This is a genomic window from Alteromonas confluentis, assembly GCF_001757105.1.
GTDB classification, from domain to species: Bacteria; Pseudomonadota; Gammaproteobacteria; order Enterobacterales; family Alteromonadaceae; genus Alteromonas; species Alteromonas confluentis.
This window is the reverse complement of record NZ_MDHN01000039.1, coordinates 87,223-112,362: the sequence shown is the minus strand read 5'-3', so window position 1 is coordinate 112,362 and position 25,140 is coordinate 87,223. Positions and strand designations below refer to the sequence as shown.

The window sequence follows — 25,140 nt, the reverse complement described above, 5'->3', positions numbered from 1 at the left end:
AAACGCATTATACCAACTCTTGCGCAGGTTAAATCGGAAAGTTTCCGGTTTTTGTGTGGAGTTTGCGTATTCGAGTGCGCTAGAATGCCTCTTACTAAATGCAGTAATAGACGTATCAGTCGGTTAAGCAGGAATAGACAACAGATATGAAACCAATTCGATTAATGATGCCACTGGTAGTGGGCGTCATGATTAGCGTGACGGGCTGTAGCTCATCTGACGATTCAGAAGAACGCGCGAGACTGGCCAACATGGGCTCTCAGCAAATGTACGACCATGCGAAACGCAGCATGTCAGTAGGTAACTTTGGGCAAGCCGCGACCACCCTCAGCGAACTGGATTCACGTTATCCGTTTGGTCCTTTGTCTAATCAGGTGCAACTTGATCTGATTTACAGCTACTACAAGTCAGGAAAAATTGACGAGACGTTGGCGACTATCGATCGCTTCATCCGTTTGAACCCTAATCACTCTGATGTTGACTACGCCTACTATATGCGTGGGCTAACCAACATGGAATCAGACGCCAACCTGTTTCAAGAGATGATGCAAATCGACCGTTCAGACCGCGATCCAACAAAAGCACGAGAAGCGTTTGAAGATTTTCGCCGTTTGATTCTGCAATATCCTGACAGCAAATACGCCGTTGATGCCAAAAAGCGCATGATGTTCATTAAACAACGTTTGGCGAAATATGAAATTGCTATCGCCCGTTTTTATATGCGCCGTGAAGCTTATGTTGCCGCTGCGAATCGTGGCCGCTATGTACTGGAAAATTACTCCAATACCGACCAGGTGCAAGAAGCACTTGAAATCATGGTTTCCAGCTACGACCTGTTAGGGCTAACCGAGCTTAAAGAAAACGCCATGAAAACGCTGAAACTGAATTTCCCAGACAGTGATTTTATTGGCTAAACACCCTGCCCACATACAAAAAAGCCGGATTACTTTCTAAAGTAATCCGGCTTTTTTTATACATGAATATCAGTGCACGAAATCATTCATGTGCGATTGGTCAGGCAGCGCGTCGAACGCACCATAACGTGCTACAGCAACAGCACCGCATTGGGTAGCAAACCGCAGTGTTGTTAGAATATGTTCAAAGTTTCCTGCCCACTGCACAAATGAATGTCGGTTTACCACAGCGTTTGACATCATAAACAAGAATCCACCGACGAAAGCGTCTCCGGCTGCGGTAGTGTCAACAACCTCTGCCTCGGGAACGGGAAACGTGCCATCTGTGTCCCGGGTATAAAACGACACAGGTTTTGCGCCATTGGTTAATAAAATCAATGAAACACCGCTGTCTAGCCATTGCTGAATTTTACTGTCTACCTGACCTTCACCATACAAGTCGACAAGTTCTTCCCGGCTCGCCTTTATCATGTCTACTTTGCCTGCCGCATCGCTGATAACTTCTGGCGCCAATGCCACGTTATCCCAGAATGCCGGACGGTAATTAATATCCAAACAAAGTACACTTTCTGCATCAGTAAATAGCTTGAGTCCGGCTTCGGTAACCTGTCGTAGCGCAGAGGTACTGAAAGACCCTGAGCAAAAACTCACTATTCGCGGGCGGTCAAATAGCGTGGATACCAAATCAGCTTCGGTTAAGTCGGTATGGGCGGCATTATCAATATAAAAATCGAAAGAACGCTCACCCTCATCATCAAGACCTACGAATGCCAGCGCCGTTTTGCCTTTGTCAGAAAAAGCCGTGAATGTGGTATCGACGCCAAGTTCAGTTAACGTTTGATGTAAGTAATGTCCAAATTGATCTTTACCTAACTTTCCAAAAAGCGCGCTGTCTCCACCTAACTTGGCTACCGCCACAGCGACGTTCGCCGGCGCACCACCGGCAAATTTTTGGAAACTTTCAATCATGCCGCTGCCGTTTTGCTCTTTGGTTGCAAGCATGTCGATTAATGCTTCCCCCATACACAATACCTGCATGTACTCTCTCCCGTTAACGTTTCAGACAATCATCTGATTAATATTAAAAAAGTAGACCCGCCAGGTCGACGTCCAGTCGTAAACCCACCACCCACGCATCAGGTAAATCTTTAGCGCGTGACCGCTCATTAAACTGATCGGGGTTAATGATGTAATGCAGGTTTGGCTGAATTCGAATGTGGTCATTAAACTGAATACCGTAGCTCAACTCCATCATTGTCTGACTGCTCGCGGGCATTCCTACGCCACCGTTCAACATCCTTAGCAGCGCCTGATCTTCGAGGGCGTCGTCACTGTACTGCTGACGGGTTACCACAAACCCAATGGTATCTTCGTCCCGTCCTGCAAAGGTGCCATGTTTAACAAATCCAGCTTTGATAAAGTAATCTTGCGTTAGCTCACCGGAAAGCCCAGTCAGAAACGCGCCAAAAACGGTAACGCTACGTTGAGAATTCAAATTTGGCCGCAACACAGTTTGTTCAAAACGCATAAAAGCACCTGAACGACCATTTCGTGTGGCATAGTCTTCAGCCGTTACTGCGGCATAATCACCATTGCTGTCGCGAGCAGGATCGGTATAGTCAGCGCCATCGTACCAACCACCTATCTCATACTGCCGTGGATAATTATCATTTTCCCAACTGGTTCTGTAACCCAGCGTCAATGGCACTATTACCCCGGTTGATCCTGACGTGCGCCAGTCAAAACCATGATCGCCTGGTCGCTGATGTACGGTATTCTCTTCGTACACACCAGCATGAAAATACATCTTGTCATTGATGTTGTACTGGGCATGTCCTCCCCAACTCGAAACCGGCCACCAGGTAAAGTTACTGGTACGAAAAACGAAGGTTGGATTACCGCAGGCTGCGTTGGTCTGAAAATATTGGCATAACGATGAGCCAAGGAAACTGATGTTCGCCACAGTCCTGCCCGCTTCTACCTGAAGCTGACCATCAAAGAATGTCTTTTCAATGGTTAACCGGGCTAAACGGGAGCTTTGTCCACCGTAAATTTCCTGCACCGAGGTACTATTACCAATGTAGTTTTGCGCCAGGTTCTGGCCATGACGATTCGTCAGCGCAACATGGATTTGGGTATCTTTCCAGTCGACGGCCTTTTCCATATCGAAATCTGCGCCAAGGAAAAGTTGCCCGGCGTAGGCACTTCCGCGTTGCTCCCCCCCTTTCACATTGGCCGCCGCTTCCCCGGTGTACGCTGCTTGCCAGTGAATATAATCCATGCTGTCTTCAGCGGCCTTGGCTACGGAAGAATGACCCAGGCTGAATGCCAAAATGCCAGAAGAAACAACACCCATCATTGGCATTACATTCATCATCGCCTGGTACAGACGTGGCTTCGTTGAAATGCTTTTTCTGCTCATATTGCGTCCTAACTGGGTGTAATCAGTAGGCACAACTCGATTACACCGTATTAACAGAGGTTCAGGAAGCGCAATGTAAAGCAGGTGAAAAATTAAATCAACTTTTATTACTTAATTGTTTACAAACTAAATTGGGCAAGTAAGGGCAGGTTCGCACAGCCGAGCGCGCGTGCTTCAGCACCTACGGTACCGGGAAGGAATGTCAGAGAAGACAAGCCTCGTAAGTCAGCCTGTTGGTAGTGATGTTTACATCGCGCCAGCAATTGTTGCTTAACGGAGAGTGGCAACGCCCCTTCTATAACAACGGCGTCTAAATCCAAAAAGGCGTGGGCACTAATGGCTGCATGCACAATCCCTTCAGCTACCGACGCTATCCAACAACCTAAACCGGGAAGGTCCTCAGGCCAGTTTTGCTGACGGCCGTGCATAAAGCTGGTATCCACACCGGCTTCTTCGAGTTGCTTTTCAAGCAGATAAATCGATGCTACATCAAGTAGCTGCTTGCTGTTACCGGCATAGGTAAAAGGTAAGGAACCTACCGCTCCACCATTACCGCTTCGGCCTACATGCAGTTGCCGGTTTAGCACCATGCCGCCACCAATGAAAGTCCCAACGAAACAGTAAAGGTAGTCGTTGAGCTGCCGGTGCTGTCCAAACCAAAGCTCTGCGGCACAGGCTGCAGTATCGTCGTTGCAAAGATAAACCGGTAAATCGACAATCGATTGGATTGCCGCCAGTACGTCGTACCCTTTCCACTTCGCGAGCTTATCGGCCGGCGCACCCGCCTGTTCGCTCCAACGCCAAATTTCAAAGGGCATAGCAATGCCAACCCCGCTAACCCGGCCAACTTCGTCTTCGTCCAGTGTAGACAAAATGGCCTTTAGACCTCTTGATGCGAACCGTTCCATGGCTTCTACACACGGATATTGCCAATGCTCACAGAGTGAAGCACGCACGTTGCCACAAAAATCAATGAGTGAAATCTGCATACTACGACGGCCAATTTTCAACCCTAGACCAAAGGCCCCATTGGCGCGTAAATAAAACGGCACGCTAGGCTGGCCGCGCTTGCCCCGGTGTGGCTCACCTCGCTGTAGCAAGCCATCTTCTTCCAGCCGATTAATAATGACAGTGGCGGCCTGGGCTGATAATCCGGTTTCTTTTGCTATTTGCGCTTTCGGTAACTGCTGATGATGTCGGATGAGGGTAAGAATGCGCCGCTCATTTAAAGCTCTTAGGCCTGACTGCCCTTTAGCTTTCGTGCTTTGCTGCCATACGGCTGACGTGGCATTGGATTCCTGATGGGCTGAATTCGGCATGACAACACTCTTATTTACATTAAATCAACAGCCTATAGTAGACCGTCAAACACCTGATGCCCAGTATTAGTTAGACAACCGCTAACACCCGGCCTAGATCAAAAGAAAACAGATTAAATAAATTATGTTGATTTATTGACACTGAAAAAAATTGTTGTTTAAATCGCTTAACTAAAATTTTACATTGAGAGGCATGAAGTGCAAAAACGTGCACCATTGGTTTCAAAAGATACTCTGCTCCCTTTTATTTTGCTTACCATCTGTTTTGCCGCCTGGGGCGTTGCTGCGAACATGACAGATCCGCTGGTAAAGGTGTTCAGTAAAATTTTCACTATGTCGTCTTTGCAGTCAGCATTGGTCCAATTCGCCTACTACGGTGCTTACTTCTGCCTGGCCATTCCCGCCGCATTCATTAACAAACGATTCTCTTACAAAACGGGCGTGCTCACCGGATTGGGTTGTGCCGCTGCCGGTGCTTTTCTGTTTTATCCTGCTAGTCAAACCATGACGTATGGCTTTTTCCTGCTCGCTTTGTTCGTTCTGGCTGGCGGCTTATCGATTCTGGAAACCTCGGCCAACCCTTATGTCATGGCCATGGGCTGTGAAAGAAGTGCAACGCGCCGTTTGAACCTTGCACAGGCTTTTAACCCGGTAGGCACCAACCTTGGCGTGTTTCTGGCTGCCACCCTTATTTTGCCGAATCTCAATCAGGCATCCGCAGAAGAGCGCGCGGCAATGTCTGCGGCTGAACTGAAATCGGTGATCGGTGCCGAGCTTGATGCTGTTATGCTGCCGTATGTGGGTATGGCTTGCGTACTAGTGATAGTGTGGATTGCTATAGCTTACATTAAAACACCGGTTAATGAATCAACTGAACAGAAGAGTGAAAACATTCACTTGGGTGCATCTTTCAAGCGACTTCTGGCAAACCGTCACTACCGCTTCGGTGTGCTGGCGCAGTTTTTCAATGTAGGCGCGCAGACCTGTGTTTGGACGTTTACCATTCAATACGCCATGGCGGCGACAGGCGGTAATGAAGTAGATGGTGGGCAAATCCTACAATACAGCATGATTGTATTTCTGATTTCCCGCTTTGTAATGACCTGGGTTATGCAGTACCTCTACCCCGCAAGACTGCTTATGATCATGTCACTGGTTGCTGCGGCGCTATGTATTGTAATGACACAAACCCCAGGCTTTGTTGGCATACTCGCTTTGGTGTCTATCTCTGCGTGTTTGTCACTCATGTTTCCAACCATTTATGGCATTGCCCTGGACGGACTGGGAGACGACACGAAACTAGGTGCGGCTGGCCTCGTTATGGCAATTCTGGGCGGTGCGATTCTGCCATTATTCCAGGCAGCACTTATCGATGCTAATGGTGTAGTAGTTTCATACATTGTGCCGGCACTGTGCTTCTTAGTGGTTGGCGGTTATGGATTATTTGATATCAAAACACGTGAATATAAGCACGACCAAACAGCTTCAGCCGAAGAGCGCACTGCGACACCCTTGTCGAGTAAATGATTGAAAGCGTAATTGAAAACGCGAAGAAGTTTAACTATCAAGAGGGTCAGCAAATATTGCTGGCCTTTTTTATTGTTCGACTACCCGTTCAGCTGAATAATAAACGTTTATCGAAAGAACAAATGACTGAAAGGATTCAGCAGCCGTGCAATGCCAGAAGTGAAATGAAGGGGTTCATCCAGTAACGTAAATACCAAACATCCCTCTCGATGCTCAGAATGAGGAGCATGGGTATTGTCGTCGGTCATTACGACGAAATCACCGGTACGATAGTTGTTAATCCCGTCATTAAATTCACCATCAAGTACCAGCGTATATTCCACACCACGATGTGTGTGCTCAGGAACACTGCCGCCCCGCCCCATGTAAATAAAATTCGCCACACCAGGATAATTTAGCTCTACAGGGGCTTGCCATAATCGACCTACAAGTCCCGACCAGTTACCTGTTTTCGCTGCAATTCGCTGAAGCGTGGGAGGTAAAGTAAATTGGTGCCCGTCGAGCTCAAGTGTTTTCACCAACGTAAAAGTGGCGATAGGCTCTGGAGTCGACAGATTGAGTTTGTTATCCGGCGCAGCTGGGGCTGTCTCAGATGCTGGAAGTTGGGTTATTGCGGCGAGCATTGCGCCGTAGTTTTCCAGTGAATCTTTCGGCTGCGGAGTATCAAACACTTCAGCAGCAATGAGTTGGGTTTTGTGCTGTACGAATTGGCGGCATCTATGACACAGATCGCAATGCGCCGAGACGATTAATGCCTCGGCGGGAGAAATATTTCCTTGAACAAATTGTGTTAGTTGGGATTGTTCTGGGTGATACTTAATCATGATCCTGTAACATGCCTTTAAGGCGTTGCAGCGCTAACCGCGTGCGGGACTTCACAGTGCCTAATGGAATATGAAGTTCATCTGCTACTTCTTGCTGCGACTTGCCATCGATGTAAATAGCTTCAATAACCGATTTTTGCTTCAGCGGTAAGTCTTCGAACATAAATCCAATCTGCTCTAACGTAATCTGCTCGTCAAGAGACTGCTCATTAGCATCAGGCGTTTGTTCGCAAAGTACTGGCCATAAATCGTCGGAACAAATATCTTCTTTTCGATTCTGCAGCTTGCGGAGCATATCAAATCGAATGTTACGTGCAATGGTGAAAATCCAGGTAGAAGGGCTTCCCTTCTCAGCATTAAAAAGATGTGCTTTTTGCCAAACATTCGACATGGTGTCTTGCACCATCTCCATTGCCAAGGCTTCATTTCCCATTTGCTTTAACGCATAAGAACGCAAACGGGGGGCAAAATAGCCAAAAACTCTTGCGAACGACGCTTTGCATCGTTGTTCTGCAACTTTAACAATGTAGTCTGACATTTCTGCCGCACAATCTTTCGGCTTAATTACGCTGTTACTTTGTTCCACTGGAATTCCAACTAACATAAGTATTGTCCATATCCTATAAAGTTAATAGTCGCTACGAACAGACAATTCAAGAAGATGACAGAAATGTAAGATTTGCTCAGACTGACCGTGTAATTATTACAAGGCACTTATTGCACTAGCGCCGACAAATAATTTTGTAATTTGACGCAATCTCTTTGAGCAAGAAAATACTGTTTCTGTTTGGCGTCTACGGGGAGCAACTCTAGCCAGCGGTACATTATCCAAAGCGGGTCGTTAAATTCCGGCTTCTCGTACATTTGGCCTAACTCGGTGTAGCGCTCGAAGATCTCCTTTAAACGTTCGTCCATAGGTGAAATCTGTTGAGGTGTTAAGTCACACTTCCATTCTGGTAATGCATGACACTTGCCAACTCGCAACCCATCGGGTTCAGTAGACATGTCAGTAACCTCTACACAGTACTCACCAGCAACCTTTATGCCAAGCAACCCATCTTCGAGCATGTCGAAGTCGATCACAGAGGCAACCGTACCGATAGGAAAGACATGTGTATTTGCCGTTTTATCACCGGCTTGATTTAGCATGCAAATTACAAATTTTCCGTTACTCGCGCAGACCTCTTTCACCATGCGGATGTAGCGTGGTTCAAAGATCCGCAGCGCCATACGACCCTGCGGAAGCAGAGTGGCAGAAAGCGGAAAAAGAGGAAGGTTTTGCAGCTCCATACACAACTTATATTAATGTTATCTTCATCATAATTACGGCAAAAAATAAATTTGGATCGCAAGATAACGACAGGTTTTTCGACTGCAGATTCTCGCTTCCTGATCTTGTCGTCAGTAAATTTGGTATACAAGTAAGACGTTTTTACATACTGCTTTTACATTCATAAGAATCAGCGCCGTGAACATGATTGATAAATTTTGTAAGTTGTACGCCAAACTCCACGATACAGATATGTCGGCATTGGGAACGATTTACACAGAGCATGTAGAATTTATTGACCCCATTACCACCCACCACGGATTACAAGCCCTTACAGACTATCTGTCCTCGTTAACTGAGCAGGCTAGAACCTGTTTCTTCGATATTCATGATGTGCATGCAGAGGGTCACACTGACACGGGTTCTGCAACCATTACCTGGACTATGCGTCTTACGTTGAAGTCAAACGCGAAGCAAGTGACGCTGGATGGCGTCAGTCTCATCAAGTTTGCTGATAATAAGATCTATTTACAGCGTGACTATTATGACCTCGGCGAAATGGTGTATGAGCATATACCGGTGCTTAGTTGGATCATTAAAAAAATTAAACAAAGGTTAGCCTCATGAAAACTATTCTTGTCACCGGTGCCACATCCGGTATAGGTAAAGCGTTTGCGCTGCATGCGGCGTCCGCGGGCTACCACGTGATCGCGTGTGGACGAAATAAAGATGCTCTGGCAGAACTCAGTAAAAACAGTAAGATAACAACATCACAGTTTGATTTAACGGATTTGGCCGCGACTAAATCGGCCATTTCGGAACTGTCATTTGATATTGCCGTGCTCAATGCCGGTAACTGCGAATATGTCGACGTAGATGATTTCCAGCCCGAGATGTTTCGTCGGGTTTTCGAAATTAACTTTTTTGGCATTATTCACAGCGTCGACGCCTTATTGCCTAAACTAAAAGCTGGCGACCAACTGGTCATTGTCGACAGCATGGCGCGGTTGGTGCCGTTTACACGTACTGAAGCTTACGGCGCCAGCAAGGCAGCAGTGCATTACTTTACTAAAAGCCTGGAAGTGGACTTGGCGCACAAAGGCATTCTTGTGCAATCTGTCTCGCCGGGATTTGTAGAAACGCCACTCACTGATAAAAACGACTTCGATATGCCGATGAAAATAACCGCTGACGAAGCGGCCAAGGCATTACTTGAAGGAATAGAAAAACAAAAACACAGCCTGTTTTTCCCAACGGGATTCGGATGGATCATGCGTACATTGCACAATCTTCCCACAGGTATTCAAAGATGGTTGTCATTAAAAATGAGGCAACAGCAGTAATAAGGGTTTTAATATGCAACGGCGAATTGCAATTATTGGCAGCGGCATTTCGGGACTGACTTGCGCTCACCTGCTACACGAACAGCATGACGTAACCGTATTTGATATCAACGATTATATAGGTGGCCATACCGCCACTAAAGAAATCAAAGTTAAGGGGCGTGCCTACCAGGTCGACACTGGTTTTATCGTTTTTAATGACTGGACCTACCCAAATTTCATCAAACTCATGGACAAGCTGGGCGTGTCGCGTCAGCCTACTGAGATGAGTTTTTCAGTGCATAGTGAAAAATCCGGCCTGGAGTACAACGGTAATAATTTGAATACGCTGTTTGCCCAGCGCCGTAATCTGTTCCGTCCCCGTTTCTGGCGCTTAGTCCGCGACATTCTTAAGTTCAATAAAGCCTGTAAGGCACGTCATGAAGAAGCCCGCGAAGAAGATTTTACCACCACATTGTTTGAATACGTTCAATCGCTTGGCCTCAGTAACGAGTTTGCTAACCTCTATATATTACCCATGTGTGCGGCTATTTGGTCTGCCAGCCTAGAGCAAACCAAACAGTTTCCCCTCGCCTTCTTTTTGCAGTTTTTCAATAACCACGGCCTACTCAGTGTCAACAATCGCCCTCAGTGGTACACCTTGATTGGCGGTTCTCACAGTTATATCTCAGGCATCACTCAAGGCTACGAAGATAAAATTCGCCTGTCGTCGGCGGTCTATAAAGTGAAAAAAATAGAGGCAGGCTGGGAGGTATGCATTGAAGGCCGAGAAAGTGAAGTTTTTGATGAAGTGATTTTTGCGTGTCACTCGGACCAGGCATTACGCATGTTAGATGCGCCTACCGATGCACAACAGGATATTCTTGGTGCTATTCCTTATGCCAGTAATGATGTGGTGCTTCACCTCGATACCACACAATTACCCGACAGAAAGCTGGCTTGGGCGAGTTGGAATTACCGCTTAAAAGAAACACCGGATGAGCGTCATGCGCCGGCCTCAGTTACCTACGATATGAATATTCTGCAGCGATTTGACAATGCGCCGGTCACATTCTGTGTAACGCTGAACAACACAGATGCCATTGATGAAACAAAAATCTTACGACAATATTCGTATTCCCACCCTCAGTTCAGCGGCAGCATGGTAGCCGCACAGCGCCGACGCGCTGAAATCTGTGGCGTTGATGGCTTACATTTTTGTGGCGCATACTGGTACAACGGCTTTCATGAAGACGGCGTTCGCAGCGCACTGGATGTCTGTGAACGTTTTGGGGCCACATTGTGAACGTACAAACCGGCGACATGGAAAGTGCCATCTACCAAGGCAAAGTTTTTCACCAACGGTTTCGCCCCACTCAGCATAAATTCGACTACGATATATATTTGTTCTGGTTGAAATTGTCTGAAATTGAGTCACTGAGTCATACGCTGAGACATTTCTCTATCGGCAAACGTGGTTGGCTCAGTTTCCATCGCGATGATTATTACGGTGAGCCATCACTGCCGTTAGATGAAGCGATACGCCAAAAAATGACGGCGCTTAATCAGGGTGAAAAACTCGATGGCGAGGTTTTCTTTTTCGGTCAACTTCGCACTTTCGGCATTTACTTTAGCCCGGTAAATTTTTACTTTTTAAGAAGTCCTGAGCACAACCGCTTCACGCATATGCTCGCTGAAGTCAGCAATACGCCGTGGAATGAACGTCATTACTATTTGGTTGATATGGAAACCCAGGAAGACACCGAGAAAGCCTTCCATGTGTCGCCGTTTAACCCACTGGACATGACCTATAAATGGACAATTAGGCAACCCGATGCGCATTTCAACCTGGTTATGGCGTGCCACCGAAAAGAAAAGGATTTTACCGCAGGTCTGAATATGAAAAGAATTTCATTAGATAATACTAACCTGCGCATTATGCTTAGACGTATACCTAGTATGACAATAAAAACAGTGGTGGGGATTTATTGGCAAGCGTTGAAATTATTCATTAAACGCACACCGATTTACGATCACCCTAACAGCCAGGAACCGAGATAATGTCACACGGTGAATCAGCGTTTATTTTTGAGCAGGAAGCCAGCAGTATAGACCGCGCCTGTCGCGCAGCTTTTTTAAAAGTGCTGTCGATTTTACCTGAAGGTCACATGTCCATTCAGGAAAACGGCACGACAGTGGGTGAATTCGGTAACCCGTCACACGATTTGAAAGCAGATGTAAACATCTTGAATGTGAAAGCTTACCGACAATTATTATTTGGCGGTAGCGTCGCAGCGGGCGAAACGTACACCGATGGCTTGTGGACGAGCAGCGATCTTACGTCAGTCATCCGTATTTTTGCCCGTAACCTGCCAATGCTGGATAAATGGGAACAGAAATACCGTTTGTTCATGTTACCTTTTCAGAAGGTTCAGCATTTTCTTCGCCGCAATACGGAAATTCAGGCGAAAAAGAATATCGAGGCCCATTACGATTTGGGCAATAAGCTTTATACCCGCTTTCTCGACCAGTCGATGATGTATTCGTCGGCAATTTATCCCGATCCCAACGCATCGCTATCTGACGCCCAGACGCATAAATTAAAAACCATATGTGACAAGCTGCAGCTTAAGCCTGGTGAAAATTTAATGGAAATCGGTACGGGTTGGGGAGGGCTAGCCGTTTACGCAGCGAAACATTACGGTTGCCACGTGACTACCACCACCATTTCTGAAGAGCAGTTTGCGTACGCACAAGAATGGATTACAAGAGAACGTTTGAGCGACAAAGTAACCTTGTTAAAGCAAGATTACCGAACCCTTGAAGGCCAGTACGATAAACTGGTTTCCATTGAAATGATTGAAGCGGTTGGCAAACGTTATCTGGGCAACTTTTTCAATAAATGTGCCTCACTGCTAAAGCCTGAAGGGCTTATGCTGCTGCAATCCATCACTATTGATGACCGCCGCTACGAAAGCTACAGCAACAGTGTCGACTTCATTCAGAAATACATTTTCCCGGGCGGGTTCTTGCCATCGCAACTCATTATTAATGATTACCTGAAACGTCACAGCGACCTTTCAATTCGCGATTTGCAAGATATCGGCCTGGACTACGCTAAAACCTTAGATGACTGGTACGAGGCATTCATCAATGCCAGAGAGCCTCTAAAGCAGGACGGTTACGATGAACGTTTTATGCGTATGTGGACATACTACTTAAAGTACTGTGAAGGTGGATTCCTTGAACGCACCATTTCGACGGTGCAATTGCTGCTGTCGAAACCACATTACCGCGAGGCAATTACACGGGGCGCATAACAGCGCCCCTTTTTATTACTCTTCTCCGCCGCTGGCGCTGTTGTTGAGCACCGAGATTGGGTCTGAAATCAGTGGCTTGCCTTGGTTGATATTGATCTCTACCCGGCGATTACGTGCTCTGTCGTCAGACGTCGCCGCGTTTTCCACCAGCGGTTTAGTGTTCGCAAGCCCTACTACCGACATTCGGTTTTCATCAAAGCCTGGCGCGTTTCGTAACTCTTCAGCCACCGCCACCGCACGCTGGGCAGACAAGTCCCAATTTGAACGATATAACTCATTCGCTATGTGCTGACCATCACTATGGCCTGAAATCTCAATCTCTCCCGGCATATCTGCCAGCATCGTACCAATTTTTCTGAGCACCGGTTTAAACTGAGGCTGTAAGAATGCAGAACCGGCAGAGAAAGAACCATTCTCACGGATCCTGATCGTGATCTGCTGACCCAACGATTCCATTTCAATCGAACCGTCTGCAATTTCCTTCTGCAGTTGTTCAGCCACCTTTTTCATCATTTCGTTATCTTGTTCTTTATCAGAACTTTGCGACGAGGATGCAGCCGAATCGGAGGCTGTTTGTTGCGCCTGACCACCACGCTGATCACCCCGTTGCGTTTGACGGCCACCGGAGGAATCTTCATCACCGGCCTGAAACTCCAGGGTTGGCTGCGTCATATCAATGGTTTGCTGCTGAATGGTTTCAATGGGGGTAGGATCAGGGCGGCCTGGACGGAACTCCATAGCAATAACGCTCGTTCCTTTAGGGATATCCTTTACTTCGATTTTATTTTGCACACCAAAGGCAAACTTCATCGAACCGGCGATTTGTTTAAACTTCAGTACGTCCATTTCCGAAAAGGACAACAACAGTACGAAGAAGCACATCAACAGTGACATCAGGTCGGCAAATGTCCCCATCCATGCCGGTAGGCCGGGAGGGGGGCATTTAGGGCATTCGTCAGACATCGCCCCTACTCCTCATCACCGCCGCGCTTACCGGCAGCAATGTAGTTTTTAAGAATGCCTTCAATGACTTTCGGGTTCTGGCCATCGGCAATGCCCACAATGCCATCGAGGATCAACGACTGATTCAGCTTTTCTTCTTCTTTGCGGTTTTCCAGCTTCGCGGCAATCGGCAGACAAATTACGTTGGCTAAGAATGCGCCGTAGAGTGTGGTTAACAATGCAACCGCCATCGCAGGGCCGATAGACTTCGGGTCGTCCATATTGGAAAGCATGGCTACCAGACCAACCAAGGTACCAATCATTCCCATGGCGGGGGCAACGTCGGCCAGGCCTTTAAAAATAGAACCACCGAATTCGTGACGCTCAGTGGTCATCTGAATATCTTTTTTCAGCGTTTCGCGAACCACTTCAATGTCGTGGCCGTCCACCAGCATGTCTACCCCTTTCTGCATAAAGGGGTTGTCAATTTCTGCTTCTTCAAGCGCCAGGAAGCCACCTTTTCGTGCCGCATCTGCCATTTCAACGATTTTTTCGATGAGCGCGTCTGGCGGATCGATTTTAAACATGAACGCTTTACCCGCCACCTTGCCGGCACCGAAAAACTGGCCAAGGGTGAACTGGGACATAACAACGAAAATAGAACCACAGAAAACGATGAGCACCGAGGCGACATCGACAAACATGGACAGATCTCCACCGAGGATCATGGCCATGACAATAAAGCCGATACCACCTAACATGCCAATGACGGTTGCTAAATCCACTTATTGCTCCTCAAAAAACTCGTACTAGCGCTGTTGGCAAGTTGATGTGAATGGTCGTTTACGACCTTGTTTATTATAACCTGTTTTATTGGACCTGCCGGAAACTGTCATCGCTGACTTTTACTCTATCGGCCAGATTTCTGAATTCTATAATCAAAGCATGAACTTTTCAGGATGAATCCTCATTATCAGGTATCCTGAGCGAAACCAGTCGGATAGCCGCTTTTTCCGGCATTCTCAATGGACAAACCAATTGACCCGGCGAAAGCCCTCAGTTAATGTGCGCGTTTACTAATAGTTACCCACGGGATCTCTGACGTGTCTGAAGAAAAAGCGCCTTCTCAACCTTCATTCGAAGCTTCGCTGCAGGAACTTGAAGCCATAGTGACAGAAATGGAATCCGGCGAATTACCGCTGAATGAAGCATTGGAAAAGTTCGAGCGTGGTGTAAAATTATCCCGTCTCAGCCAACAGGCCCTCGCCCAGGCAGAACAAAAAGTCAAAATTCTGCTCCGCGAACAAGGTGAAGACAGCCTCGTTGACTTCACCCCATCTGAAGACTGATTACCGGCGCCCATGGTGCCTCTGCTACCCGTTTTACAGGTAATTCATGATTAATATCGACAGCTTACGTCAGAAGATTAAACAAAATACTGACGAAAGCCTGCTGCAATACGTAGCACAACTACCTGACCACGCCCCGCAACTCCGTGCGGCTATGGAATATTCATTACTGGCTGGCGGTAAGCGCATGCGCCCCCTGTTGGTTCACCTTATTGGCAACACGCTGGATATTCCTGGTCAGGATCAAGCTGCAATTAGCATGGCCATTGAATGTATTCATGCTTATTCACTTGCCCATGATGACTTACCCGCCATGGATGATGATGATCTCCGCCGCGGCAAGCCCACCTGTCATATTCAGTTTGATGAAGCGACGGCCATTCTCGCTGGCGATGCACTACAAACGATGGCGTTTAGTATTTTAGCCGAAGCGCCAATGAGTAAGTTCGCCCAGGATAAGCGCGCTATATTAGTCAGCATCCTTGCCCGTACCTCAGGCTATATGGGCATGTGCGGCGGCCAGGCTATTGATTTGGCGTCTACAGGCAAAACCATAGATATCGACGCACTAACGCGCCTACACCGTTTAAAAACGGGGGCGTTATTGCAGGCTTGTGCCGAAATGATCACATTACTGGCTGAAGAACTCGACCCCGGGCACCGTAACGCGCTTGTTCGTTACGCCAGCGATATCGGTCTTGCCTTTCAGATCCAGGATGACATTTTAGACGTGGAAGGCGATGCAGCTGTGATTGGCAAGCCTCAGGGCTCCGACATAGAAGCAGGGAAAAATACCTTCCCGGCATTGTTAGGGATGACACAAGCAAAGGCGGAATTAGCCCGTCTACACGATAGTGCACTTCAAGCATTAGACAGTTTGCCCTACAATACCGAGCTGTTATCTGCTTTTACCGATTTAATGGTAAAGCGGACATTCTGATTTTCATGCTAAACAACAAAATGAAAAAAGAACAATGAGTTTAGATTTATCGCACTACCCTCTTCTGGCGCAGGCACAGACTCCGGATGAACTCAGAAAATTGCCGCAGGAAAAACTGCGGGCCGTAGCAGACGAACTTCGACAGTTCTTGCTGACATCGGTTAGTCAAACCAGTGGCCACTTTGCCTCTGGCTTGGGTACCGTTGAGTTAACCGTGGCGTTGCACTACGTATACAACACGCCCTTCGACAGACTACTGTGGGATGTAGGTCACCAGGCCTATCCACATAAAATCCTGACGGGCCGCGCACAGCGAATGTCTACTATTCGTCAGAAAGACGGGTTACACCCCTTCCCCTGGCCGCCTGAAAGTGACTACGACACGTTTGCCGTTGGTCATTCTTCAACGTCGATCAGTGCAGCGCTGGGTATGGCTGTGGCTGCCGATAAAGAAGGCCAAAACCGTAAAGTCGTTGCGGTAATTGGTGATGGTGCGATGACTGCAGGTATGGCGTTTGAAGCGCTGAACCACGCTGGCGATATCAATAAAGACTTAGTGGTCGTGCTGAACGATAACGAAATGTCGATTTCGGAAAACGTGGGTGCGCTAAACAGCCACCTTGCTCGCCTGCTTACCGGCAACTTCTTCAATAAAATTCGCGATGGGGGTAAGAAGCTCCTCAGCAATGTACCGCCAATCAAAGAATTCGCCAGCCGTGCGGAAGAGCATATTAAAGGCATGGTGGTACCGGGCACAATTTTCGAAGAGCTTGGCTTTAACTACATTGGCCCTATTGATGGCCATGACGTAAACGCCGTGGTAGATACCCTGCGTAATATGCGCCAATTCTCAGGCCCTCATATTCTTCACGTGGTCACACGTAAGGGGAAAGGCTACCCGGTAGCAGAACAAGACCCAATTAAGTATCACGCGGTACCGAAGTTCAATCCGCTGGATAACGCATTACCTAAAGCTGCGCCATCAGCCCCCACTTTCTCGGCGATTTTTGGCCAATGGCTGTGCGATATGGCTGCGGATGATCCTAAACTCATGGCGATTACACCCGCCATGCGTGAAGGTTCTGGCATGGTGAAGTTTTCACAGCAATTCCCCGAACAGTACTTTGATGTGGCAATAGCCGAACAGCACGCGGTGACGTTTGGCGCCGGCTTGGCGAAAGAAGGTTACAATGCTGTTGTGGCAATATATTCGTCGTTCCTGCAACGGGGTTACGATCAGTTAATTCATGACGTAGCACTGCAAGAGTTACCAGTATTGTTCGCTATTGACCGCGCTGGTGTGGTCGGCGCCGATGGCCCAACGCACCAAGGGGCTTTTGATATTGCGTTCTTGCGCTGCATTCCAAACATGATAATCATGACGCCCTCAGACGAAAACGAGTGCCGTCAAATGCTGTTTACCGGCCATAAGGCAAATATGCCAGCGGCTGTCCGTTATCCGCGAGGAAGCGGCAACGGCAAGCCCGCCGATGACGTTATGACAGCGATGGCGCTAGGTAAAGCCCGTACGCTTCGTGCAGGCAAAAAAGTGGCTATTCTGAACTTTGGTACATTACTGCCCGGCGCGCTGGAAGCGGCTGAAAAGCTCGATGCGACCGTGGTGGATATGCGTTTTGTGAAGCCCATCGATGGCGATATGATCACCGAACTTGCCTCTTCCCATGAGCTGCTAGTGACGCTTGAGGACGGCTGCATTATGGGCGGTGCAGGCTCGGCAGTCAGTGAGTACTTAAGTGCGAATAAACTGCTTGTCCACACATTACACCTTGGTCTGCCAGACAGCTTTATTCAGCAAGGTACCCAGCAACAGATGTATGCTGAGCTGCAGATCGATGGCGCGGGTATTGAAGCGCAGATCACGGCGTTTATTAAAAGGTAACTACTACCATATTAAATTAAAATTGTTAGACTTTGATAAAAGATATCTGATAATGAAAAAACCAAACATATTCGTCATTCTAGCAAATTAATGTTCCAGCCGGTCAAAGTCGCTTTATGATTTTGACAGGATCCCCTGAGGGAGTTGTTAGTAACCTAATTTAGTTTAGTTGTTCTGAATCATTTTGCTATGAGCCAATATCAAGGGTGTCAGCTCCCCATTACAAAAATAATTGTAGAAAAAAGCTCCAACCATTATAGCTCGCCCTCCTTCAACTGCTTGTAATAACGGGGCATTATTTCGATTAAAGCCACTAACAGGCAGTTGGCCATTCCCTCTATTTAACCAACCTTAGTGAAATTAGCATTTAAACTCGGGCTAAACACAGCATATGTCATTATTCGATAAATTATTGGTAGAAAGTGTTCATGCCCTTTTGTTAGAAACAAATTGAAAATAAATTTTACACAAGAATACAACTAATTAACTAAATTAAAAATAATTAATAATTTTTAAGCACTCCCAGTTTAAAACTCACCATTATTTGTCAAAAAAATGACTTGTTTTAATCCATGCACTATCGTAGATTAAAAAATAGTCAGGGCCAGAAGGTATTTAATGGGATCAGAACTTGAGAAGAAAAAACTATACTAGCGAAGAATTAAAATTAATTAATAACCGCCTAGACCTTTTCAATGGAGCATCTTATAGATATAAATTTAAAAGTTACATTTCCGCCTTGCTAATTTTAATTACAATAGTCATAGCTGGCCTATCTCTACTATACGTCCCTCTAATAGTTAAAAAATTGGAAGCTAATATTTACAAAAGCAACAATAGATTGAGGCTTGAAGATGAAATAAAAAACCTAAGAGAAGAGAGAGATGCATCTCTTAAAAAAGTACCTAAAAGTATGTGGGTAAGAGAAATAATAGAAAAAGATAAAAACTCCGAAAGAAACCTGGATTCAAAAAACGACTACTCTTTCATTTGGAACTTTGGGAAATATACCACCAGCATTATAATTAATAGAACAAAAAATAAAGTTTATCAATTTTCTCTAGAAGACAGAAGTTTACATGAAATAAAGCTGCCTTTAAACGGTAAAATAGAACAAGTAATTCCTTTACACTCTTGGGAAGCAGATATAAAAACTGACTTACCATCTAAATATATATTCACATTCCGTGGGTATGAAAATGGACTATTGATCGATCAAGAATTCAATAAATTTATAGAATTATCCTTACCTAATAAAAACAACTTTAGCCGAATGAACTTTATCGATTCACCAAGCGGAATTTGCGCTTATGAAAGAAATCATAATTCACCATCTATACCTTTAACCAATTTCTATCACTTCAATTATACAGATAATAGATGGGAACACTCATCACTAGATATTAATTTAAGCAGGGAAAATTTCAATATTTTTTTTAATCAAAAAAATCCTTATAGTAACGTTTTTGAATTTATGAACGTTAGAAATACCAGTTCTGATTTCGGCTACATTTATACGAACAATGCGTGCAAAACATTCAAAACAATAACCCCCCCCGAGCTTAAACATAAAAAACTTAAATTTACATTTCAAGATGAGAGGGAAACTCAGCATTTTGTTTTTCAGTCTGGAGTCTTTAAAGAAAAAAATAATAAACTGGAAGATTTAGGGACAGAAGAAATGATCGATTATTTTTTATTTGATAAAAAGCTGTTTGGCATAACTAACGAATTCATTCTCAAGACTTTCAACAGTGAGTTTGAATGGGAAGCTGTTAAAAAATTTGAATTTGCTTCGTCAAGTGTTGAGAAAGAGCTCCCTATAGATTACAGAAAAAATGTTTTCTTTACATTTTTTCAAGGACAGTTTAATTTTTCGTTTAATGGGCTTGACTGGATTAAACCCAGTCCTCAGCACTACTTTTTTCCACCTTTCGACTCTTTTTTAACAATAGATAAAGACTTAGTTGAAGTGACCAAAGGTAGCACAATATTAATCTCTCTTGACAAAGGAAGGAGTTTTGAACGAGTTGCTAATAAAATACCAAAAGACCTGTGGAACATGGATAACGACATAGATTTTACCACTTATTTCTCAAATAAAGTGGTTATTCTAGCTAGAAACAATAAAATTATAGAAACCGATAAAGATTTTAAAAGTTGGGAATCCAGCTCTATTCTTTTAGGCATCCCAAAGTTTAGTGTAGGTAAGACGTTAGAAGGGCAACCTCTATTTATAGATACTTTGGGATATTTATACTACAAACGAATCTTACCAGACACAAATGTACTATTAAAGATGTCCTCGAAAAAACTCACTGTTAATGAGAAGGACAAACTTGATGAAGTAGTCGAAATTCTAAACCATTCAGAATTCGCTTATTTACCAGCAGAAATAGAAAGCTTAAACGATAGAATTTCGGTTAAATCTAACATATTGGAATTATTAATTCAAAAAGAAGAACTTGATACTGGGTTAAGAATAGAAAAACATATTATAAGATTTAGTATATTTGCAGCAATGCTATACATTGTTCAGATTTTAGTCGGAACCTTTCGATATAATAAAAAAATGTCAGATTTTTACAAAGGAAGATTTAATACACTAAGACTAGTTATAGCCTTTAATCAGAATGCGTTTGAAAATATTGATATAAATGTGTTTATCAGTCTCTTAACTCCACCGTTCGAGTTTAATCAAAAAAATGAAGTACCTCTTGAAGCTATAGTTAGCGCTGCTCAAAAGCTAAATTCTAAAAATCAATAATGTTTTCCAACGTTATTTTAGCAATACCGGAAACCAATAGATCCCGCCTTGCAAGCAGGCAAAAGACATCAGCCCGGCCAGGATATCATCCAACATTATTCCCAAACCGCCATGCACGGTTTTATCCACTGGCCCGATTGGCCAGGGTTTGAGTATGTCGAAAATTCGAAACAGCACAAAACCCAGTAATACCGTCCATACCGTGATGGGCACAAACATGAAGGTAAGTAACATACCTGCCACTTCGTCCCATACGATAGAACCGTGGTCATGCACGCCCATATCGCTCGCGGTACGGCCACAGAACCAGATTCCAACGATGCAACTAACGAGGGTAGCGGTTAAGAAAATACTATCGCCTAACGGCGCGAGAAGAAGAATTAGCGGGATTGCTGCCAGTGAGCCGAAGGTACCAGGCATCAGTGGAATAAGGCCCGATCCAAATCCCAGTGCACAGAAATGCACGGGATTTTTCATCGATACTCGGGCGCGATACTCAGGTTGCATTAAAACTCGTGCTCGTAACCCACGGCATCAGGCAGTTCATAGGGTGCATCGTACAGCTTGAGGTCTACCTTGCCCTTTTGTCCAGTAACCTGACCAATACAGGTCGCTTTTACACCAGTAGAAGCCAAAGAGGTTTCTAAGTTACCCCGCTGCTCTTCATTTACCGTGAAGACTAACTCGTAGTCGTCTCCAGCGGTTAACGCGTAGCGGTAAGCTTCCTGCGCACCCAGGCAATTAAATAATGGGGATGAAACCGGCAAACGGTCTACATGAACCAGGGCACCGCAATTCGACGCTTTAAGAATATGGCCCAAATCAGACAGCAGGCCGTCAGAGACATCAATACAGGATGTGGCGGTGCGACGAATCGCCGTCCCCACTGCTACTCTCGGCGTGGGATATAAGTGGCGCTTAACCAAAAAGTCTTTATCCGCTTCTGATTTTGCCTCACGCTCGCCTTTCAGAATTTCAAGGCCAGCGCCGGCATCACCGGTAGTGCCGGTAACGTAAATCCAGTCGCCCGGTTTTGCGCCACTGCGCTTTAACGCGTTTTCAGGTGGAATAAAGCCCTGCGCCGTAATTGTCATCGCCAGCGGACCACGCACCGTATCGCCGCCAATGAGCTGTACCGAATAGTAACGGGTTAGCTCGTAGAGGCCATTGGCAAATTCTTCCATCCAGGCTTCATCGACATGTGACATCGATAAGGACAGAGAAATCCACGCGGGCTCGGCACCCATGGCCGCCAAATCACTCAAGTTCACCGCCACCGCTTTATAGGCAACAGAGCGCGCAGGTGCATCTTTAAGGAAATGAACGCCAGATACCAATGTGTCAGTGGTGATGGCTAATTGCTGATTTGCAGGTACAGACGTTACCGCACAGTCATCGCCGATGCCGACCAGTACGTCTTTTCGTTGATGGCCGCCATCTGCAAAATAGCGGCCAATGAGGTCAAATTCTTTCACGTAATACCGATTGATTCAGTGTCGTCGAATATTTACGGATTTCCCCGTAAATAGATCGCTGATTAACGTTCGTGCTGACGCAGGGTTTTTACTGCTTTATCCAGCGCGCCGTTAATGAATTTATGGCTTTCTTCGGCACCGAAAGACTTAGCAAGTTCAATCGATTCGTTGATAATTACGCGATAAGGCACGTCCATGCGCTCAGTCAGTTCATAGGTAGCAATACGCAGAACGGCTTTCTCGATAGGATCAAGCTCTTCCGGCAAGCGGCCAAGATACGGTTTGATTTTCGTATCCAGTGTTTCTACGTTCTCGACGACGCCGCGCAGAATGGCCTGAAAATACACCATATCAACCTTTTGCATGTCATTGCTGGTTGCCAGTGCAAGCTCAACCTGGGCAATGTCATTCTTACTCATCTGCCACGAGTAAATACCCTGCAGGGCGAGTTCTCTGGCTTTATGACGTGCGGATACTTTCACGTAACCCCCGATTAAAGATCGTTAAGGGCAGAAACAACGTTCACCATTTCCAGCGCGCCCAGTGCAGCTTCTGCACCTTTGTTGCCGGCTTTAGTGCCTGAACGTTCAATTGCCTGTTCGATTGAGTCTGTGGTGATTACACCGAAAGAGACCGGAATACCGTATTCTAAAGAAACTTGCGCCAGACCTTTGTTACACTCTCCGGCAACAAAATCAAAGTGCGGCGTACCACCACGAATAACCGCACCCAATGCGATGATGGCATCGAACTGGCCTTTTTCCGCGATTTTCTTAGCCGCTACAGGTAACTCATAAGCGCCAGGAACACGAACAAGCGTGATGTCGCCGTCGCTGACTTCGCCGTGACGCTCTAAGGTATCAAGCGCACCTTCCAGCAAGCTTTCTACAACAAAACTGTTAAAACGAGACACAACAATAGCGAATTTTTTGCCTGTCGCGCGAATGTTACCTTCAATTACCTGCATGGAATTCCACCCCTATAAAAAACGGCGCGCAGTATAGCATAACTGCGCACAAACTGAATCGATTGTTCACGAAAGCAACGCGAACTTATGAATGAATATATTCGACGACGTCTAGCCCGAAACCTGACAATGCATGATACTTAACAGGCTTACTTAACAGGCGCATTTTCTTCACGCCCAATGTCGCCAGGATCTGACTCCCCACACCGACGGTGCGCGACGAGCCTGTCCAGGTCTTGCCTTCAGGCTGTTCACCGCGGTCTTCCGCGGCAAACTTTCTCACCTGGCCTTCCAGATCTTCTTCTTTGCCTAGCAGCACCAGGACGCCACCTTCATCGGCAATCCGCTTCATCGCATCCTGCAGCGTCATCGTGCGGCTAATATTGCGGGTTGAGCCCAGCAAATCACCCAATGTATTGTGCAGATGTACCCGAACCAGCGTGGGGTCTTCTGGATTGATATCCCCTTTTTTCAGTGCGAAATGGATTTGGTTATCAATCACATCTTTAAATGTATGCAATTCGAAATCACCGTACTCCGTCGGCAAATGACACTGCGCAACTTTTTCGATGGTGGTTTCGTTAAGATTACGGTATTCAATCAAGTCGGCAATGGTGCCAATTTTAATATCGTACTTCTCGGCAAACTTTTCTAATTCAGGACGACGGGCCATGGTGCCGTCTTCATTCAGAATTTCAACAATCACCGCCGCCGGTTCGCAACCTGCTAATCGAGCCAGGTCAACACTGGCTTCGGTGTGCCCTGCGCGATTCAGTACACCACCGTCTTTTGCGATTAAAGGGAAAATATGTCCAGGTTGAACCACATCGGCAGCAACGGCATCTTTGCCAACAGCGGCAAGCACTGTTGTGGCACGATCAGCGGCAGAAATTCCGGTGGTCACGCCACGTGCGGCTTCAATCGATACGGTAAATGCGGTGTGGAATTGAGCACCGTTTTTATCGACCATTAATGGCAGGTTTAGACGTGCACAACGTTCCTGCGTCATGGGCAGACAAACCAAACCACGGGCGTGGGTAACCATAAAGTTAATCGCTTCCGGCGTAACATGCTCCGCCGCCATGATGATATCGCCTTCGTTTTCACGGTCTTCGTCATCCATCAGAATGACCATTTTACCCTGACGGATATCTTCAATTATTTCTGCTGATGTGTTGAGTGCCATAATTTCACTTGTGTAGGGTTATTTTCTCAAAAAGCCATTTTCGGCAAGAAACGCCATGCTGATGTCTTTTTTACTCGATTTCTCTGCCGCTTTCTCGCCCATCATCAACCGCTCCAGGTAGCGTGCTACCACGTCGACTTCCAGGTTGATCCGGCTACCGGCTTTATAATTGCCAATCACCGTTTCCTGAAGCGTATGGGGAATAATCCACAGCATAAATTCGTTGCCGTCTACCTCATTGACTGTGAGGCTCACACCGTCGACAGTAATACTGCCTTTATGGGCGATGTACTTAGCCAGATCAGTGGGGGCAGCAACCCAAATTTCAATATAGGTGGCGTGCTTAACAATACGTTTTACTTCGCCCACACCGTCTACGTGGCCGGAAACAATATGACCACCGAAACGATCGGTAGGACGCATGGCCTTCTCAAGGTTTACGGTGCTACCCGGCTTATAATTGGCGAAGCCCGTGTACTTAATGGTTTCGGCTGAAACATCGGCGCAGTAGTAGTCATGACCAAACTCGGTAACCGTTAAGCAAACACCATTTGTGGCAATGCTATCGCCTAACGCCACATCCGACATATCGAGCTTCTCAGACGAAACGGTGAGTTTGATGTCCTCACCACGGTGGTCCAGTGAACGAATGGTTCCCAGAGCCTGGATAATACCGGTAAACATATCGGTTAGCCT

25 protein-coding genes are annotated in these 25,140 nt (G+C 46.1%); 11 read left to right on the top strand and 14 right to left on the bottom strand.

Translation table 11 applies throughout. The features are described 5' to 3' along the window. The first annotated feature begins 146 nt into the window (after positions 1–146). Positions 147–914, top strand: a complete 768-nt coding sequence (locus tag BFC18_RS16845; RefSeq protein ID WP_070126717.1) for an outer membrane protein assembly factor BamD — start codon at positions 147–149, stop codon at positions 912–914. Positions 915–983: 69 nt separating this feature from the next. Here the strand turns inward: BFC18_RS16845 and BFC18_RS16840 are convergent, their stop codons facing one another. From BFC18_RS16840 to BFC18_RS16830, 3 genes are all read right to left on the bottom strand, one after another. Beyond that, a complete protein-coding gene (locus BFC18_RS16840; RefSeq protein WP_245680421.1) occupies positions 984–1,937 on the bottom strand; it encodes a carbohydrate kinase family protein in 954 nt (317 codons plus the stop codon). Positions 1,938–1,995: 58 nt separating this feature from the next. Continuing rightward, positions 1,996–3,336 (bottom strand): carbohydrate porin, encoded by a 1,341-nt coding sequence (locus BFC18_RS16835; RefSeq protein WP_245680420.1) that lies wholly within the window; start codon positions 3,334–3,336, stop codon positions 1,996–1,998. Between the two features lie 119 nt (positions 3,337–3,455). Continuing rightward, positions 3,456–4,655: an ROK family transcriptional regulator gene (locus BFC18_RS16830; RefSeq protein ID WP_070126715.1), complete on the bottom strand. Its 1,200-nt coding sequence runs from the start codon at positions 4,653–4,655 to the stop codon at positions 3,456–3,458. A 198-nt stretch (positions 4,656–4,853) separates the two neighbouring features. Between BFC18_RS16830 and fucP the strand changes: the two genes are divergently transcribed. Then, entirely contained in the window at positions 4,854–6,182 is a 1,329-nt protein-coding gene (gene fucP / locus BFC18_RS16825) for an L-fucose:H+ symporter permease (protein ID WP_083273151.1), read from the top strand. Positions 6,183–6,289: 107 nt separating this feature from the next. Here the strand turns inward: fucP and BFC18_RS16820 are convergent, their stop codons facing one another. From BFC18_RS16820 to BFC18_RS16810, 3 genes are all read right to left on the bottom strand, one after another. Then, positions 6,290–7,006 carry a ChrR family anti-sigma-E factor gene (locus tag BFC18_RS16820; protein WP_070126714.1) on the bottom strand — a complete coding sequence of 239 codons (717 nt, stop codon included), beginning with the start codon at positions 7,004–7,006 and terminating at the stop codon, positions 6,290–6,292. Further along, positions 6,999–7,610, bottom strand: a complete 612-nt coding sequence (locus tag BFC18_RS16815; protein ID WP_070126713.1) for a sigma-70 family RNA polymerase sigma factor — start codon at positions 7,608–7,610, stop codon at positions 6,999–7,001. The genes BFC18_RS16820 and BFC18_RS16815 overlap by 8 nt, the downstream gene beginning before the upstream one ends. 110 nt (positions 7,611–7,720) lie before the next feature. Next, complete coding sequence (locus BFC18_RS16810; protein WP_083273150.1) at positions 7,721–8,296, bottom strand: LON peptidase substrate-binding domain-containing protein; 576 nt, start codon at positions 8,294–8,296, stop codon at positions 7,721–7,723. Positions 8,297–8,480: 184 nt separating this feature from the next. On the opposite strand from BFC18_RS16810, the gene BFC18_RS16800 reads away from it, so the two are divergent. The 5 genes from BFC18_RS16800 to BFC18_RS16780 are packed head-to-tail and all read left to right on the top strand — an operon-like array spanning position 8,481 to position 12,918. Next, on the top strand, positions 8,481–8,903 hold the full coding sequence (locus BFC18_RS16800) for a nuclear transport factor 2 family protein (RefSeq protein ID WP_083273149.1): 423 nt from the start codon (positions 8,481–8,483) through the stop codon (positions 8,901–8,903). Beyond that, the gene (locus BFC18_RS16795) at positions 8,900–9,619 is read left to right on the top strand and encodes an SDR family NAD(P)-dependent oxidoreductase (protein WP_070126709.1); all 720 of its coding nucleotides are present in this window, start codon (positions 8,900–8,902) and stop codon (positions 9,617–9,619) included. Before BFC18_RS16800 ends, BFC18_RS16795 begins: the two co-directional genes overlap by 4 nt. A 13-nt stretch (positions 9,620–9,632) precedes the next feature. Further along, a complete protein-coding gene (locus BFC18_RS16790) occupies positions 9,633–10,904 on the top strand; it encodes an NAD(P)/FAD-dependent oxidoreductase (protein ID WP_070126708.1) in 1,272 nt (423 codons plus the stop codon). A 17-nt stretch (positions 10,905–10,921) separates the two neighbouring features. Beyond that, on the top strand, positions 10,922–11,659 hold the full coding sequence (locus BFC18_RS16785) for a DUF1365 domain-containing protein (RefSeq protein WP_070126733.1): 738 nt from the start codon (positions 10,922–10,924) through the stop codon (positions 11,657–11,659). Next, entirely contained in the window at positions 11,659–12,918 is a 1,260-nt protein-coding gene (locus BFC18_RS16780; protein WP_070126707.1) for an SAM-dependent methyltransferase, read from the top strand. Before BFC18_RS16785 ends, BFC18_RS16780 begins: the two co-directional genes overlap by 1 nt. Before the next feature lie 15 nt (positions 12,919–12,933). Here BFC18_RS16780 and BFC18_RS16775 read toward each other — a convergent pair whose 3' ends face one another. After that, positions 12,934–13,881: a flagellar motor protein MotB gene (locus BFC18_RS16775; RefSeq protein WP_070126706.1), complete on the bottom strand. Its 948-nt coding sequence runs from the start codon at positions 13,879–13,881 to the stop codon at positions 12,934–12,936. Between the two features lie 5 nt (positions 13,882–13,886). After that, positions 13,887–14,645, bottom strand: coding sequence for a flagellar motor protein PomA (pomA, locus tag BFC18_RS16770; protein ID WP_070126705.1), 759 nt, complete (start codon positions 14,643–14,645; stop codon positions 13,887–13,889). A 318-nt stretch (positions 14,646–14,963) separates the two neighbouring features. On the opposite strand from pomA, the gene xseB reads away from it, so the two are divergent. From xseB to BFC18_RS16750, 4 genes are all read left to right on the top strand, one after another. Next, positions 14,964–15,209 carry an exodeoxyribonuclease VII small subunit gene (xseB, locus tag BFC18_RS16765; protein ID WP_070126704.1) on the top strand — a complete coding sequence of 82 codons (246 nt, stop codon included), beginning with the start codon at positions 14,964–14,966 and terminating at the stop codon, positions 15,207–15,209. Positions 15,210–15,258: 49 nt separating this feature from the next. Then, entirely contained in the window at positions 15,259–16,149 is an 891-nt protein-coding gene (ispA, locus tag BFC18_RS16760; RefSeq protein ID WP_070126732.1) for a (2E,6E)-farnesyl diphosphate synthase, read from the top strand. Between the two features lie 34 nt (positions 16,150–16,183). Beyond that, a complete protein-coding gene (gene dxs, locus BFC18_RS16755) occupies positions 16,184–18,049 on the top strand; it encodes a 1-deoxy-D-xylulose-5-phosphate synthase (RefSeq protein WP_070126703.1) in 1,866 nt (621 codons plus the stop codon). 631 nt (positions 18,050–18,680) lie between these two features. Beyond that, positions 18,681–20,816: a hypothetical protein gene (locus tag BFC18_RS16750; protein ID WP_070126702.1), complete on the top strand. Its 2,136-nt coding sequence runs from the start codon at positions 18,681–18,683 to the stop codon at positions 20,814–20,816. Between the two features lie 12 nt (positions 20,817–20,828). On the opposite strand, the gene BFC18_RS16745 is transcribed toward BFC18_RS16750, so the two are convergent. The 6 genes from BFC18_RS16745 to BFC18_RS16720 form a co-directional block, all read right to left on the bottom strand. After that, positions 20,829–21,323, bottom strand: a complete 495-nt coding sequence (locus BFC18_RS16745; protein WP_070126701.1) for a phosphatidylglycerophosphatase A family protein — start codon at positions 21,321–21,323, stop codon at positions 20,829–20,831. Continuing rightward, positions 21,323–22,291: a thiamine-phosphate kinase gene (gene thiL / locus BFC18_RS16740; protein ID WP_070126700.1), complete on the bottom strand. Its 969-nt coding sequence runs from the start codon at positions 22,289–22,291 to the stop codon at positions 21,323–21,325. Before thiL ends, BFC18_RS16745 begins: the two co-directional genes overlap by 1 nt. Positions 22,292–22,353: 62 nt before the next feature. Continuing rightward, positions 22,354–22,773 (bottom strand): transcription antitermination factor NusB, encoded by a 420-nt coding sequence (gene nusB / locus BFC18_RS16735; protein WP_070126699.1) that lies wholly within the window; start codon positions 22,771–22,773, stop codon positions 22,354–22,356. An 11-nt stretch (positions 22,774–22,784) separates the two neighbouring features. Beyond that, positions 22,785–23,258: a 6,7-dimethyl-8-ribityllumazine synthase gene (ribH, locus tag BFC18_RS16730; protein WP_070126698.1), complete on the bottom strand. Its 474-nt coding sequence runs from the start codon at positions 23,256–23,258 to the stop codon at positions 22,785–22,787. An 85-nt stretch (positions 23,259–23,343) separates the two neighbouring features. Further along, positions 23,344–24,444, bottom strand: coding sequence for a bifunctional 3,4-dihydroxy-2-butanone-4-phosphate synthase/GTP cyclohydrolase II (gene ribBA / locus BFC18_RS16725; protein ID WP_070126697.1), 1,101 nt, complete (start codon positions 24,442–24,444; stop codon positions 23,344–23,346). An 18-nt stretch (positions 24,445–24,462) separates the two neighbouring features. Beyond that, a complete protein-coding gene (locus BFC18_RS16720; protein ID WP_070126696.1) occupies positions 24,463–25,128 on the bottom strand; it encodes a riboflavin synthase in 666 nt (221 codons plus the stop codon). Positions 25,129–25,140 lie beyond the last annotated feature (12 nt).